A 15,490-nucleotide genomic window follows, 5' to 3' on the forward strand; every position below is an offset into this window, starting at 1 on the left:
AAAATGCAAACAGAGCCAGTATGTGACTGGCTCTGTAAAATTTATTCTGCGGTAACTTGTTCGAGGCGATATCCGTAACTGTAGACCGGAGCAAGTCGATAGCCATTTTCAGGCCTTAGTTCAAGTTTGCTGCGAACTCTGGAGATATGCGTATCCATCGTTCTCGAAGGGATATCGACATCCCGTGACCAGACGGCCTCCAGGATGTAGGCGCGCGACAATGGGCGGCCAAGGTTGCGGAACAACAGTAATGCGAGGTCAAATTCTTTTTGTGTCATTTCTACCGCGACATCGTTGACGCTGACGCGTCCGGCACGGGTTTCAAATTTGTAAATGCCAAATTGCAAATGCTCAGATGCTGTTTGTGCCGGATAGGCCCGACGTAGCAGGGCTTGTACGCGCGCTACCAGTTCACTACGGCGAACTGGTTTGATCATGTAATCATCCGCACCGGCGGCAAGACCTGCAACGATATCATCCTCTCCGGAACGGCTGGTCATGAACAATACTGGAAGGTTAGGGGATAGTTTTTCCCTGACCCAATGCAAAATTTCTGTTCCACTCAGATCCGGCACCTGCCAGTCCAGCACCAGCATGTCATAACTCTCTCGACGGAGTTGATGCAACATTTCTTTTCCACTCAGAAATGGGTGGCAAGTATGACCGGCTGCATTCAGGATCGTGCAGACCAATTCAAGCAGATTATTGTCGTCGTCAAGTACAGCGATTCTCATGGAGTGTTACCGTTGATGTCCGGCAAAAAAATTGGAATAAAGTACATTATATCGAATGGGCGCAAAAATTTGAGTAAATATGACCAACTGTGAATAAATGTAAAAAGCAAGATACTTACTTATTTTTCCAAGAAATTAACGTTTGTTATCAACGTATTATTATGTTGCCGCAAGGCTACTATTTTGCTGTCATTTAAACTACAACAAAAACGGATTTTGAATATTTTGGGGTATTTAACTTGCTGAAAAGCAAGGAATAGCAATGTAGTACTGCTATTCCTGAGATTGGGTGTTTGACGTAAGCAACTGGTGCTCGGTGTTACTTGTGTCGTTCTTGCAACGTATCACGCAATTTGCTGAGTATCTGCAGTTCAGCTGCGCATTTCCATTTCAGGCAGCACCACATTGACATCCAGCACTTCCAGATTGCCTTGTCTGTCCAGAGACACTTTAATATCTTCGGGACTGACATGTGTGTACTTGGAAATCACTGCGATCAGCTCTTCCCGTAATGCCGGCAGGAAATCATATCCTTCACGGCCAGTTCTTTCGCGGGCAATAATAATTTGCAGGCGCTCTTTTGCCACATTGGCTGTTTTGGGTTTGCTATTGAATAAAAAAGAAAGCAGAGCCATGTTATTTACCTCCGAATATGCGTTGCAGCAGACCCGGTTTTTCGTAATTAATAAAACGTAGCGGGACGTCTTTGCCAAGGAAGCGGGACACCACATCCTCATAAGCATCAGACACATCACTGCCCTTCATGTGAATAGCAGGATTACCTTGATTGGATGCGTGTAAAACTGCTTCTGATTCAGGAATAACACCAATCAATGGGATACGCAAGATTTCCTGTACATCGGTGTAGGACAGCATTTCGCCTGCTTCTACGCGTTTTGGAGAATAGCGGGTGATCAGCAGGTGTTCTTTGACGGGTTCGCCACCAGCTTGTGCACGTTTGGATTTCGCCTGAATGATGCCCAGTATGCGATCGGAGTCGCGTACCGACGATACTTCAGGATTGGTGACGACGATAGCTTCATCAGCAAATGTGAGCGCCATGACTGCGCCGCGCTCAATACCGGCAGGAGAATCACAGACGATGAATTCAAAGTCCATATTAATCAGATCGTTCAGAACGCGCTCCACACCTTCTTCAGTCAATGCATCTTTGTCACGGGTTTGTGATGCGGGCAAAATGAACAGGTTGTCGCAGTGCTTGTCCTTGATCAGTGCCTGATTCAGCGTTGCTTCACCGCTGATGACATTCACCAGGTCATAGACGACACGTCGTTCACATCCCATGATCAGATCCAGATTACGCAGGCCGACGTCAAAATCGAGTACCGCCGTTTTGTGACCGCGCATGGCCAGACCAGAAGAAAAACTCGCACTGGAAGTGGTTTTCCCCACTCCGCCCTTGCCGGATGTTACAACGATAATTCTTGCCACAAAAAACTCCTTTTTTTATCCGAAATCACTGAAATGTAGGGCGTCAGCCTGCCGAGTTGACTGATGATACTTCAATACTCTCACCATTGAGCCGGACTTGTACCGGATGATGCGCCTGTAGTGGAGGAAAACCATGTTCAAATGTGCGGTATATCCCTGCGATCGAGACTAATTCTGGCTCCATTGTCAACGCGAAAATCCGGGCACTGGTATTGCCGGTAGCGCCTGCCAGTGCACGACCACGTAATGGCGCGTAAATATGAATACTGCCGTCGGCGATGACTTCTGCGCCATTGTTCACGGCAGCGGTAATAATCAGATCAGCTCCTCTGGCATAGATTCTCTGACCCGCGCGTACTGGCGTATCAATCACCATCGCCGGATTATTGCGCACGATGATCTGCGGCTCAGGTGCGGCAACTGGTGCCACAGGAGCAGCCAGAACAACAGTTTCAATCGTTTCTGTTGCTGCGGTTGCTGCCGGTGCGGCAACAATTTCTGGCTCATGGCGTGGTTTGCTGACGACATCAATACTCAGACCATGTGCCCGTATCACTGAATGATCGTTGTCATTGGCATGGCGTACTGCAACAGGGTTGAGTCCATGTGACTTAAATAACGGGATCAGTGCGTCCCAGTCGAGGGTCTGCTCAGCAATAGCCTCCACATCGATGACCGCAAATTCATCATCAAAAAAATCCGGTGATCCGGCTGTCATTTCTTTTAATGCTGCTTCTAGCACCGGAATCGCGGCCTCATGGAGAAGAATGGCAACCGCGACAACGGTGGAAATTTTTATTTCTATGGGCTTGCGCGTCAGACTGTTTTGCATGGCATTCGTAAAAAATGTAAGGGCAGCTGCCTGTAAAGCATGAACAATTAACCATTGTTATCCGTTCACAAAACCGCAGACGATGCGATAACAGGATGTCAAGTGATTGCTGAAATATTGATGGTATCTGTCAGAAACGCATTTTAAAAAGCTTAATCCTGTCTAATCCTACCAATTGACGGACGGGATTGCAAAAATATGCACACATTATCCTGAAATCACTGTTGGCATGACTAGTTAAGTCGCTTTTTTCGCGGTATTTCGGTTGATTTCGACGAAAGCCAGAATAATTTGTTGAATATTGTGACAACGGATATCTGTTAAAAGTGATTTAAATTATTATAAAGACCATTTTTTAATGCACAGTGAGAGTTTCGTGGCTTATCCGCGTACATTTCAGGTACTGATCGTTTGCCATGCTTTCTGGGAGGGCTTGTCACGCTTACCAGCCTTGCTGCAGAAGGCAGGGTGCGGTGTACATGTATTTGGTCCACCAGGTAACTACGTTGGACGTTCGCGTTTCATCAGCCATCATCACCTGTGCTCTAGCAACGCAGATATTGCGATTGCTGAACTGCAAACGCATCTGAGCAGGGCAGACGTCGTTTATGACTGGATTGTGATCGGAGACGACCCTTTGTTATACGCCTTGGAAAAGCGACGTTCGGAAGCTTGGGTGCAAGCTTTGTTTCCCAGCAGGCAAGGTCATGATGGGATCGACTTCATCACGTCGAAAGCCAGCTTTATCCAGCGTTGCCAGGAGCAAGGCATCCGTGTTCCTGCTTTTGACATTTGTCATGATCACCACGCATTAACGACCGCAGCACAAAGACTGGGCTGGCCGCTGGTTGTCAAGGAAGCACAGGGATATGCAGGTCTGACGGTATCGATAGCGAAGAGCAGCGCCGATTTGAGCAATATTCGCTGCGACGATGGAGTGATTGCCCAGCAATTTATCGAGGGCAGGGTAGGTAGTGCTGCGGCTATCTATCGTCATGGACAACTGATCGCCTGGTTTTCGTATTACCGTGCACGCACCTGGGGCGATCTCGGTCCTTCTGCCGCGGTTGAATTCAAGTATTTTCCGCAACTGGAGTCGATGTTGCGCAAGCTGGGGCAATTGTCCGGATTTCATGGCATGTGTGGAATTGATTTTATTGAACAGCAGGAAACCGGGGACATTGTGTTGCTTGAGCAAAATTTCCGCCCGACGCTGACAATGGATTTGGGACGTTATGTGGACGTGGATTTTGTTGCTGCCATCCAATGCATGCTGGCGCGCGATCAAGATGCAATATCTTCCGTATCAGATGCTGCTTTGTTGTGGCAGCAGAGCACAACGAAGAAGCCTGTTTTGCCATTGTTTCCGCAAGATGTATTTCGCGCCTTGGATGCAGGTGACATGAAAGGCCTGTTTCAGTGGTGCATTCAGCCGCGTTGGTGGCGAGAAATGAATTGGCATGAGCCTGGCTTGCTTCTATTTAATCTGCGTCAGATCGCTAAAAAATGCCTGAAAAGCTAGGGCTGTCATTGCCACTGATCAGCTCCATCAATTGAGTGACCTCGGGCACCTCAGTTGCCATCACCATTAAACAAACCAAACAACGCTATCATTAAAATCAACAGGACTGACGCGATGCCACTGCAGTGGCGTTATGGATCCTTGTTGTGAAGGGACACCGCAAGCTCTAAAAAAAGAGTCCGTGCAAAACCCGTGTAAGCACGTACTGTCTTCGCCATCGCACCTTCTGTGAAATCTTGCATCAGTTCTCATCAATAAAAACTACGCCAAAACAACCGGTGAACTAAATAAAAAGCACTGCCTGACGTGTCATCTCAGGCAGTGCTTTTTATGTGTTGATGTTTCTATGTTTTATTACCTAAGCCGGATAGTTAAATATCCGGATATTCGAATATCCGACGCCGATGACGCTGGTAACTTTGATTAACCCGTTCAGTTGCTAAGGTGCGGTGCAAAGGCAATGAGTAATAGCGGCGAATGCCTTGCCCTCTTTTCTGACATCAGATAACCATGACAAATCATCCAGGATCTGAGTTGCCGCCGCTGGGGGAACTGCCGTTGGCAGCATGGCCAGTTTGAATTGATGTTGCAAGCTGACAGCGATCTGCGTGTTGAATAATTCAAAAATACGATCCACTTTTGATGGCTCTTTTTCTATGTAACTGATGCGATAATCATTCCCCATTTTCGCTTTGGCGGCAGCAGACCGGATGGCATCTCCGAAACTGCCGATGGTATCAATCAGACCGCGTTCTTTAGCTTGCACGCCAGTCCAGACCCTCCCTTGTGCCACGGCATCAATTTTCTCAGGCGTTGTCTTGCGTGCCAGCGCAGCTTTGCCAGTGAATTCTGCATAAGTATGATTGATACTGCTTTGCAATAACTCTGCAAATTTCGGATTCAACGGACGCAGTGGATTAAAGGTGTCTCCCAGCCATGTGGTGGTGGTGCCTGCGGTGTGGATACCCAGTCTTTCTGTAGCTTTTTCTGCTGTCGGCAAAATGGCGATGACGCCGATAGAACCGGTGATTGTGGCTGCGTCCGCAATGACCTCATCTGCCGCCATGGAAATCCAGTAACCACCAGATGCAGCAACATTTCCCATAGAAACGACAACGGGTTTGCCTGCTTTGCGGGTGATCTCCAGTTCGCGTCGTATCAGCTCCGATCCAAATGCGCTGCCACCGGGCGAGTCAACGCGCAGCACAATCGCTTTTACACCGTCATCCTCACGTGCTTTGCGGATCAGATTGGCGGTTGACAGACCCCCAATCGAACCCGGTGGTGCAATCCCTTCGCTGATCTCACCAGCTGCCACGATCACACCGACCGCATCGCCAGAGAAGGCAGGTTTTTGCCGTGAAAGATACTCGTCAAAACTGATCTGACGGAAGCTCTTGATCTGCTCATCCCTTGCACTACGTTTCAACATCAGATCGCGCAGTTCGTCACGGGTTTTCAGACCATCGACGAGTTTCATATTCAGCGCCAGTTGGGCGATATCGCCATTGGCTGTTTTGAGCAATTCCGGTAAGCGGTTAATTCCTTGCATGATGGCATCAGCAGGCAGTTGACGCGCTTTTTCGACATCGTCTGTGTAGGTTTTCCACATGGCGTTGTAAAGAAAGGCATCTGCTTCTGCCGCAGCGGGGGAGGGTTCGTTGGCGATATACGGCTCCGCAAAACTTTTATAGGTTCCCACCTTCAGCAGATTGACGGTAATACCGAGTTTATCGAGGGCATCGCGATAGTAATTTCTGTATTTACCAAAGCCCGTCATCATCACAGTACCCATCGGATGCAGATAAACTTCATTGGCGTGGGCTGCCAGCAGATACTGACGCTGATCGTAGCTGGAACCCCAGGCAACGACAGTTTTACCATTGGCCTTGAAGCGCTCCAGCGCTGACGCCACTTCGCGTAACATCGGCAAACCGGTTGCCCCCATATCGTCGAGTAACAGTAAGGCACTGCCGACTTTGGGGTCCTTGCCTGCTTGTTCCAATACGAGCAGGATGTCACGTAATTGCGTGGTTTTTTGTGTATCACCACGTGCTTCTGCCAGCAGCGTTTCGCGTGCACTGCCCGTATGCTGCTCGACCAGCGCTCCTTTAAAGTTGAGTACCAATACGGTTTTGTCTTCTATTTTTTTGACACCACCGCTCAGTAAGCTGACGATGATGGCGATCAGCACGGCGAGCAGCAACAGGTTCAGAATGAACTTGCGGCCCATATCCAGACCGCTCCAGAGCAGTTGTAATCCTTTGCCGACCCAGCGGAACGGGGTGAGTTTCATATTTTTCCTTTTTCTTCTGTTGGGAATGGTTCTGGCGATGACTCGGATGAGTACATTGACTCCATCAATCCGGCCAGATGGCTTTTAATACCTGTGCCAGATGTGCACCAGCACGAATCAATTCATCTTCTTTCATGTTTGCCATCGTTTTTTCGTATTCCAGCGGCAATCCAATTGACCAGTTATTACCTCGCTGATTGGGGGTGCTTTTACTGAATTGCGTACCGGCAAAGAGTTTTCTGGCATCGTTGATCGCATCATTCGCCCATACGACAGGCAACTGATTGATCGGAGCGCTGATCACAGAAATTACTGCTGCCTTCTTTGTCAGCACGTCATTCATGCGACCACGTTTGAATGCCTGCGGAATATCATCCCACAGTGAATGTAAATTGCCACACGGACATTGCAGGGCATTGCCTCCTACGGTGTTGCTGCCACGATCATAGTGTCCTTCATCAGGATTGACGATATGCCCGTCCGCATCCAGAAATACGGAGCCAACATGCAAAGGTTGATGAATATCGCCGACATAATGCGTCAGTAGCATCAGCGCTTCCTGCTGGTTTTTAAACTGAAATGGCGCAGGTTGTGGTTGTCCCTGTAGTACCAGAACAGCAGCACGGATTGCATTCACCACATCGTGATCGCTGGTCCCGATATAGCCAGTTTTGTAATGATCATGCTGTAAAGCGACGTCGGCATAATGGTATTGCTTATGGCAATTTTCTTCGTCAAAAGCAGGATTGCAGTTCGTGTTATTTCTACGTACATAATCGGCCATCGCAGCGATGCCGCTGGCTGTTTCGAACGCAGCACATTCAGGGTAACGACCCGTGGACGTATAAGCAAAATCTTTTTCTGGCGCAATGCCTTTGACACAATCACCCCACACCGCGACTTTTTCCAGCGTCATATCACCAAGCAGGCTTTTAACTCTGACTCCTGCTTTGCTGCCCGCAATCAAATGATCTGCAATCGCGCCAACGGTCTGATGTCCATCAGCACCCCAGGCAAAACCTGATTGAGGAATGCAGTAAAACATGAGCAGGAATAAGGTAAGCAATAACTTTTTCATGAGAATATCATCGTAGAAATGAAAATAGTTGTCATAGTAACTTGCAAAGATGACGAGCGTATAGCAAAGCACCTAAAACGATATGAACCCTGGTTTTTGCTTTCAGTGCTCCGGGTTGTTGTATCAATAGTTGTATCGGCAGGTGATCAGGATCAGTCGAGTTGGACACTGCTGCTTGTTATCAAGGCGATCAAGTGTACGCCAGATAAAGTTTTGTCGATTTTTACAGTTTCGCTCACAGGTGAATCGTTTTCTCAGCAGCGATTCGACTTCATCCTCAATACCAGCTAAACTTGCATGTTTTTCTTCCATTTTGCAGCATCTGCAATGAACATCATGAACGAATCCTCAGGCGAAAGCCCAGAATCAGCAGCGTTGGATACAGCAAACGAATCAGTTGATGACGCGAGCGCAAAAAATGCGCCGTCGAAAGACCTGATTAGCCGTGAAGTTGCGCGACGCCGCACTTTCGGCATTATTTCCCATCCGGATGCGGGTAAAACGACGCTGACGGAAAAATTGCTGATGTTTTCCGGCGCGATTCAACTCGCAGGTACGGTCAAGGCACGTAAGAGCGGCCGTCATGCGACTTCAGACTGGATGGAGATCGAAAAACAGCGTGGTATTTCGGTTGCTTCGTCCGTCATGCAGTTTGAATACCGCGATCACGTCGTGAATCTGCTCGATACACCGGGTCACCAGGATTTTTCTGAAGATACCTATCGCGTGCTGACCGCAGTTGACTCTGCGCTGATGGTGATTGATGCGGCGAAAGGTGTGGAAGAACAAACGATAAAACTGCTGAACGTTTGCCGTATGCGTAATACGCCTATCATCAGTTTCGTCAACAAGATGGACCGTGAAACGCGTGATCCGCTGGAGTTGCTGGATGAGCTGGAATCGGTGTTAAAGATTCAATGCTCGCCAGTCACCTGGCCTATCGGCATGGGTAAAACCTTCCGTGGTGTGTACCATATTCTGCGTGATGAAATTCTGTTGTTCACGCCGGGTAGCGAGCGTGCCGATCAGGAATTTGAAGTTATCAAAGGCATCGACAATCCGCGTCTGGCGGAGATGTTCCCGCTCGAAATCGAACAACTGAAGATGGAAGTGGAACTGGTGCATGGCGCATCGCATCCGTTCAGCCTCGATGATTTCCTGGCAGGTGTGCAGACGCCAGTGTTCTTTGGTTCCGCGATCAATAACTTCGGTGTGCGTGAAATTCTGAATGCCTTGCTGGACTGGGCGCCGCCACCACGCGAACGTGATGCCACCGTGCGTTCTGTCGAGCCGACCGATCAGGCATTTTCTGGTTTTGTGTTCAAGATTCAGGCAAATATGGATCCGGCACATCGTGACCGTATTGCATTTTTGCGCGTGTGTTCAGGTCGCTTCGAGCGCGGTATGAAGCTTAAGCATTTGCGCCTGAACCGTGAGATTAAAGTGTCGTCGGTCGTGACCTTCATGGCATCCTCGCGTGAACAAGTGGAAGAGGCGTATGCGGGCGATATCATCGGCTTACCGAATCACGGCAATATGCAGATCGGTGACAGTTTTTCGGAAGGCGAACTGCTGCAATTTACCGGCATTCCTTACTTTGCACCGGATTTTTTCCGCACGGCGCGTATTCTGAATCCGCTGAAAATCAAGCAACTACAAAAAGGTTTACAGCAACTTGGTGAAGAAGGCGCGGTACAGGTATTCAAGCCGGTCGTCAGCAGCGATCTGGTGCTGGGCGCGGTCGGCGTCTTGCAGTTTGAAGTCGTTGCCAGCCGCCTCAAGAATGAATACGGCGTGGATGCTGTGTTTGAAGGCACCAGCATCAGCAGCGCGCGCTGGATTACATGTGAAGACAAAAAAATGTTGGCCGATTTTGAACGTTCATCTGCCGGTGGCAATATCGCATTTGATGCGGCAGGTAACATGGCGTATCTGGCGACTTCCGGTGTGAATCTGAAACTCACACAAGAACGCTGGCCTGGCGTGACTTTCCATGCGACCCGCGAACATGCGGCGAAACTGAATTGATGTAAAGCATTAGCTTATTTGTGGTTTATCTGGAGTGAGGTCAACTTCAGATAAGCTCGGATAATCCTCAAAAATAGACTGGTTCATTACTGGAGAATCAGTGAATATGCGGCTTGCACGGGCTTTTTCTCTGGCAGGCCGCTTTGCTATTGTGTCTACGGAATCATCTTGTAACCCGGGATTTTTTTGCTAATATCAACTGTTGCGATTGACTTCGCAATAGCTGAATGCTGCTGAATATTTTGCCTGACGGAAAAATTGCAGCGGCGTTCATTTCCCTTTCCTGTCTGTATTCCCCGCATCTGTAAGGAGCTGAATCATGGCATTATTTTTTATCGAAGCTGTTCGTTTTGACGATAGTGGTGAGCGTATCGCCAAAGTACGCTGGGGGCGTAGTAAAGGGGGGCAGGTGATGCCACCTGCATTGGTCAGCGATCCTGAAGAGGTTGATGTGCAGGCAGTGCTGGACAGCATTGCCAATGGCGATGAAGTGATTGCAAAATTCCAGCGTAATGGCGGTATCGTGATGGGGCCGCAAGTGCTGGGGGTGACATATCCGGATGGAATGTTGGGTTTGATGACTGCTGCTTACGAAGTGCCCGGCCATACGCTGACCGATCTCCCCTCGTTCTGAGTAATTTGAATGATTTCAGAAAGTAGTCTTGCTATCATGAAGTTGCAGTGAAGCTGTAGTAAAACTGTAGTGATTCACGTATCTATCTGCTTGTTTGGAGTGTTGGATCCTTTGATCTGTGTGTTCTGTATGATCGATGTGATTTCAGCGCTCCATTTTTGTTTTCAGATTCGGTGCCAGAGATAACACAACCAGTATCAGCGCCAACGGCAGACTGGAGATAAAGCCCAGATGTTTGAAACCGGATGCGCCCAGAATGCCACCAGTAAAAAATGCCACGACCAGCATCAGATGCAAACGCAGTTTGTAATGATTGGCGCCGACATTATGTTGCACTCCATCTGCTTTGGTCCGATTCCAGTAAATCAGTTTTCCAATTTCGATACCGATATCCGTGACCAGTCCGGTGACATGTGTAGTACGGATTTCCGCATGAGAAATTTTCGTAATCAAGGCATTTTGTAGTCCCATGACGTAGCACAACATCACCGTCGTGAAGGAGACTGTGATGACAGCATGTTCCTGCAATTCCGTACCGATCAATCCGAATACCAGCAATAGAATTGCTTCCAGCAACAAAACAGGTGTGTAGATGTATCGCATGCCGTTGCGCTTTGCATAGTTGACCATGATCGCTGTGCAGGCAGCACCCCAGCCAAATGCCACCAGCATGAATAGTGCGGCAAATGCCGGCATTATGCGCCCCAGCACCAAGTCATCAGCCGCAGTCGATAGCATGCCCGTCATGTGCGACGTATACTGCCCCACTGCCAGAAAACCACCCGCATTCAGTGCTCCAGCAACACATGCCAGTGTCACCCCCAGATGCAGATTGGTTTGTGGCGTGCGTTTGGGCGAGGTGAGTTTCGACAAATAGTTGATCGGCATGAATGACTCTCAGATAACCAGAACGGATTTCAGTGTAGCGGACAGAGCACTGATACATCAACCGCATTGGAGTTTATCTGCTGTTGTTCTGATCTGCGCCAACAGGAGACTGCCGGACTATGCAGTAGATATGCATACATATTCAATATGACATTAATACCAGTTTTCGATTGATTGAACGCTTCATATTCAATATTTATATCCGGTCGGTGATGGAGGGCGCTGCTCATTTATCGATGTTCTTCATCGTATTTATTGCCTGCATCGCGGCAGGATTTTTGAAGCGCATCCTTCTTTTCAGTCTGTTTTCAGGCGATGTCGACATCTTGTATACAGACGAAAATCAATGGTTTCAAGGCGAACATGGATGTGAATCATTAATATCCTGAGTCAATAAAAAATAACCTTCTACTGATTGGAATGTTGGAAAAACTAAACAGTCCACTTCAAATTAAGAACATTCTAAATAAATTAAATTTCCTTTATAAACATTGGTTTAAGTGCTTGTATTGAACCATATTATTAATACCAATATTGATTTAAGTAATACCACGTAGATACCGCTTGACAACCACTTTTGCGCTCCTTAAAGTGAGCCTCATTCGACGTATCTGACATATTTTTTATCTTGATTCGGGAACGGAATTGGTCAGAAGCGAAGGAGGGGCGACGCTTGATGCAGTGGAATGCAAAGCCCGATGCTGGGAAACACAACACCGGCGTTTTTTGCTGTCATTGATGATGAGTCAGCGACGGCATTGATGTCAGTAAAGCAAAAATAGCAAAAATAGTTCAATTCAATTTGGACACAAAAAAAGCTTTAAATGTAAGAGTGGCATTGAAGTGAATTTTTGTAGCAAGCTTGTTGGTGTTTTATGTTTAAACGCTCAGTGCGTTGCGCCATGGGTGCAGTCCGGACTGAATATCGATTTGGAAAATCTTGGGGGGAGTACATGAAACGTAATATGACACCTGGCCTGACGCCTATCGCGTCGGCTGTTGCACTGATGGTATTGAGCGCTTCTTTCGCTGCACATGCGCAAGAAGTGGGTGGTCAGGAAGTGGTCGTGACCGGTGTGCGCGCTGCGCTGGAAAAATCATTGAATCAGAAGCGCAATGCTGATTCTGTGGTGGAAGTGGTCACTGCCGAAGATATCGGCAAAATGCCGGACAAAAACGTCGCAGATGCGATTCAGCGTTTGCCTGGCGTCAACACGCAATCATCTGCGGGCGGTGAGGGCGGCTTTGGTGAAAATGATCGAGTCAGTTTGCGCGGCACCAGCCCAAGTTTGCAGCAAACATTATTTAACGGTCACGCAATCAGTACCGGCGATTGGTTTTTATTGAATCAGATCGGCGGCAACGTAGGTCGTAGCAGCAGTTTTTCTTTGCTGCCTTCTGAGCTGGTCAGTTCTGTTGTTGTCAAGAAAAGTGCTACTGCTGATCTGGTGGAAGGCGGCGTGTCCGGTGCTATCGACGTGATTACTCGTCGTCCTCTGGATTTTAAAAAGCAAGTGACGGTAGAAGCGTCTGTACAAGCCAATTACAACGATCTGGCAAAAAAGGCAGAGCCGCAGTTCTCGGGGTTGATTAACTGGAAAAACGATGCCAATACATTTGGCTTTCTGGCACAAGGTTTTTCCGAAAAACAAACGGTGCGTCGTGATGGTCAGGAAATTCTGGGTTATGTGAACATCGACCCTAACAGTGCAGCGGCGAAAGCGAATCCAGCATTGCTTGGCGTCAAAGTACCGACGTTTATTGGCGCGAGTTTGTTTGAACAAACCAAAACCCGCACGGGTGGTGCGTTCGATGCAGAATTCAAACCCAGCAAAGATCTGACGCTGGACATCAATGGCTTCTATTCTAAACTCGATGCACCGCATCAGAATACCAACTGGCTGGCCGCACCAGGTAATTCGATTAACAGCGCCAATTACATCGCTAATAACCCAGTCATTCGCAATGGCACGCTGGTATCTGCCAGCTTCGCCGGTAATGCCGGTGAAGTGGATAATATCTATCGTCCAGATGCTGGTGGCGAAGCGTATTACCTTGATTTGAATGGTAAGTACCGCGCATCTTCTGATCTGACATTCACTGGCAAACTGGGTTCTACCCACGGTGTTGGTTATGATCGTAGCGATGTCTATTATCAAAATAAAGTCGATGGCGGCATGACGTATGCCCTGAACGGATTAAGCCCAGCCTCCGTTGCCTACCCTGGTGGTAATACCAAATCACCGCTGGGTACCGCATGGATCGGTGGTGGTAATGCGCAATCGATTGATAAAGAAACTTATGGTCAGCTTGATGGTGAATTGCGTCTGGATCAAGGTATTGCCGATTCTTTGCAATTTGGCGTCCGTTTTACAAAACATAGCCGTACAGCAGAGCATCCGGTAGAAGCTGGCCCGAACTGGGCAGGACAAGGTACGGATATCGCTGGCCCAGCCTGGAATGGCCAGATGTATCCAAGTGATTTTGCGTCTAATCTTGGCGGCAATCTGTCGTCTTCTTACTTCAAGTATGACGGTGCCGCATTAGCTGCGTGGGCGGCGAATCCAGCTGCACGCAATACCGCTTATCCTGCACGTCATAACTGGGCCGATGAGTTCTCACTCGAAGAAAAAACCTCTGCGATTTACGGTATGGTGAATCTGGTTGGTTCTGGCTGGTCTGGTAATGTCGGTGTCCGTGCTGTTAAAACTAATTCCACCGCAGTAGTGAATCTGGCTGGTGGTACGAACCCGATCACGACATCACTGTTTGGGCCATACACACCAACCACTTACGAACGCAGCTATACCGATATTCTGCCAAGTGCCAACTTCAAGTTGAATGTCCGTCCTGATTTTGTTGTCCGTACCGCTGTTGCGAAAACGATGGCGCGTCCTGACTACAGTGCGCTGGGTGGTTCTGTCTCACTGAATAACGATGCACTCAGCGGTTCCGGTGGTAATGTGAATCTGGACCCTGTGCGTTCGAATAATTTTGATCTGAGTGCAGAATGGTATTTCGCGCCGAAATCTGCTTTGTCAGTGGGTCTGTTCTACATGGATCTGACTTCCATTGTCTCGCAAGGTACAACGAACGCGACTTACTACAACATCAAACAAGGTAAGAACACGGTTTATCAGATTACTTCTCCGTTCAATACCAGTGGTAAAAACAAAGGTGTTGAGTTGAGTTATCAGCAACCGGTCTTTGGTGATTTTGGTGTATTGGCAAACTACACTTATGCCGATGGTCGTTTGGCAGATGGTGGCGAATTGCTGAACTCTTCCAAGCAAACATACAACATCACTGGTTTTTATGAAAATGCGAAATTCAGTGCACGTCTGGCCTACAACTATCGCTCTGCCTATAAAGCAGGCGTGGATCGTGGTGCCAGCCAGCATGTGGATGGCAGCGGCACATTGGCAGGTTCTCTGAACTACAAATGGAACGACAATCTGACGATTACATTTGATGCATTGAATCTGACCAATACAACGATCAAGATGTATGCAGAAAATACCGATCAGCCACGTGCCTTCTATAGCAATGGCCGCACTTTCTACGTAGGTCTGCGCGCGAAAATGTAAGCTGCTTCATCTCGTCCCTGACAACCCTTCTGCGCATGCTGTCAGGGATGCATGGCATCGTTGTTATGCTCTTTTTATACCAGGCAAGACCTTTGACGGGGTCTTGCTTTTTTTAGGCGCAAAAATTGGGCGCATCATCTTCCAGAAGATTATTTGTGACACCAGCGACATCAGCAAAACCAGAGCTATCAGTCAAAGTAGCCGCATGCGCAATATGAGCATCGTTAGTAATGACAGTAACTGTAGCAACGACAACAACCTATAGCGTTGAATAGTTTCAGACAAAAATCACGCATCCAAAACAGCGTAATCAGGAGCAGGAATGGATTTTTCAGAACGCCAGCAAGAGCCGGGCAAGAAACTGGCAGGGATAGGGCTGGTCATATTATTTCACGTCGCCCTCGTGTACGCCCTCATCAACGGGCTGGGACACAAGATC

11 protein-coding genes are annotated in these 15,490 nt (G+C 48.2%); 4 read left to right on the forward strand and 7 right to left on the reverse strand.

Translation table 11 applies throughout. The features are described 5' to 3' along the window. Window positions 1-41: 41 nt before the first annotated feature. The 4 genes from ACO0LB_RS19570 to minC all read right to left on the reverse strand — a co-directional run bounded on the left by ACO0LB_RS19570 (window position 42) and on the right by minC (window position 3,018). Window positions 42-734, reverse strand: a complete 693-nt coding sequence (locus ACO0LB_RS19570; protein WP_423052200.1) for a response regulator transcription factor — start codon at window positions 732-734, stop codon at window positions 42-44. A gap of 371 nt (window positions 735-1,105) precedes the next feature. Continuing rightward, on the reverse strand, window positions 1,106-1,369 hold the full coding sequence (gene minE / locus ACO0LB_RS19575; protein WP_423052202.1) for a cell division topological specificity factor MinE: 264 nt from the start codon (window positions 1,367-1,369) through the stop codon (window positions 1,106-1,108). A gap of 1 nt (window position 1,370) precedes the next feature. Next, the gene (gene minD / locus ACO0LB_RS19580; protein ID WP_423052204.1) at window positions 1,371-2,186 is read right to left on the reverse strand and encodes a septum site-determining protein MinD; all 816 of its coding nucleotides are present in this window, start codon (window positions 2,184-2,186) and stop codon (window positions 1,371-1,373) included. Between the two features lie 43 nt (window positions 2,187-2,229). Beyond that, window positions 2,230-3,018 (reverse strand): septum site-determining protein MinC, encoded by a 789-nt coding sequence (minC, locus tag ACO0LB_RS19585; protein ID WP_423052206.1) that lies wholly within the window; start codon window positions 3,016-3,018, stop codon window positions 2,230-2,232. Between the two features lie 376 nt (window positions 3,019-3,394). On the opposite strand from minC, the gene ACO0LB_RS19590 reads away from it, so the two are divergent. Next, a complete protein-coding gene (locus tag ACO0LB_RS19590; RefSeq protein ID WP_423052208.1) occupies window positions 3,395-4,540 on the forward strand; it encodes an ATP-grasp domain-containing protein in 1,146 nt (381 codons plus the stop codon). Between the two features lie 439 nt (window positions 4,541-4,979). Here the strand turns inward: ACO0LB_RS19590 and sppA are convergent, their stop codons facing one another. Both sppA and ACO0LB_RS19600 read right to left on the reverse strand, forming a co-directional pair. Beyond that, window positions 4,980-6,836 (reverse strand): signal peptide peptidase SppA, encoded by a 1,857-nt coding sequence (gene sppA / locus ACO0LB_RS19595; RefSeq protein WP_423052210.1) that lies wholly within the window; start codon window positions 6,834-6,836, stop codon window positions 4,980-4,982. A gap of 64 nt (window positions 6,837-6,900) precedes the next feature. Further along, the gene (locus tag ACO0LB_RS19600; protein ID WP_423052212.1) at window positions 6,901-7,914 is read right to left on the reverse strand and encodes a S1/P1 nuclease; all 1,014 of its coding nucleotides are present in this window, start codon (window positions 7,912-7,914) and stop codon (window positions 6,901-6,903) included. Between the two features lie 336 nt (window positions 7,915-8,250). Between ACO0LB_RS19600 and ACO0LB_RS19605 the strand changes: the two genes are divergently transcribed. Continuing rightward, window positions 8,251-9,942 carry a peptide chain release factor 3 gene (locus tag ACO0LB_RS19605; protein WP_423052214.1) on the forward strand — a complete coding sequence of 564 codons (1,692 nt, stop codon included), beginning with the start codon at window positions 8,251-8,253 and terminating at the stop codon, window positions 9,940-9,942. A 319-nt stretch (window positions 9,943-10,261) separates the two neighbouring features. Then, complete coding sequence (locus ACO0LB_RS19610) at window positions 10,262-10,576, forward strand: hypothetical protein (protein ID WP_423052216.1); 315 nt, start codon at window positions 10,262-10,264, stop codon at window positions 10,574-10,576. 144 nt (window positions 10,577-10,720) lie between these two features. On the opposite strand, the gene ACO0LB_RS19615 is transcribed toward ACO0LB_RS19610, so the two are convergent. Then, window positions 10,721-11,464, reverse strand: a complete 744-nt coding sequence (locus tag ACO0LB_RS19615) for a YoaK family protein (protein ID WP_423052218.1) — start codon at window positions 11,462-11,464, stop codon at window positions 10,721-10,723. 953 nt (window positions 11,465-12,417) lie between these two features. On the opposite strand from ACO0LB_RS19615, the gene ACO0LB_RS19620 reads away from it, so the two are divergent. Continuing rightward, complete coding sequence (locus tag ACO0LB_RS19620; protein ID WP_423052220.1) at window positions 12,418-15,051, forward strand: TonB-dependent receptor; 2,634 nt, start codon at window positions 12,418-12,420, stop codon at window positions 15,049-15,051. Window positions 15,052-15,490: the final 439 nt, after the last annotated feature.

The organism is Undibacterium sp. SXout7W (assembly GCF_049339385.1).
GTDB lineage: Bacteria > Pseudomonadota > Gammaproteobacteria > Burkholderiales > Burkholderiaceae_D > Undibacterium.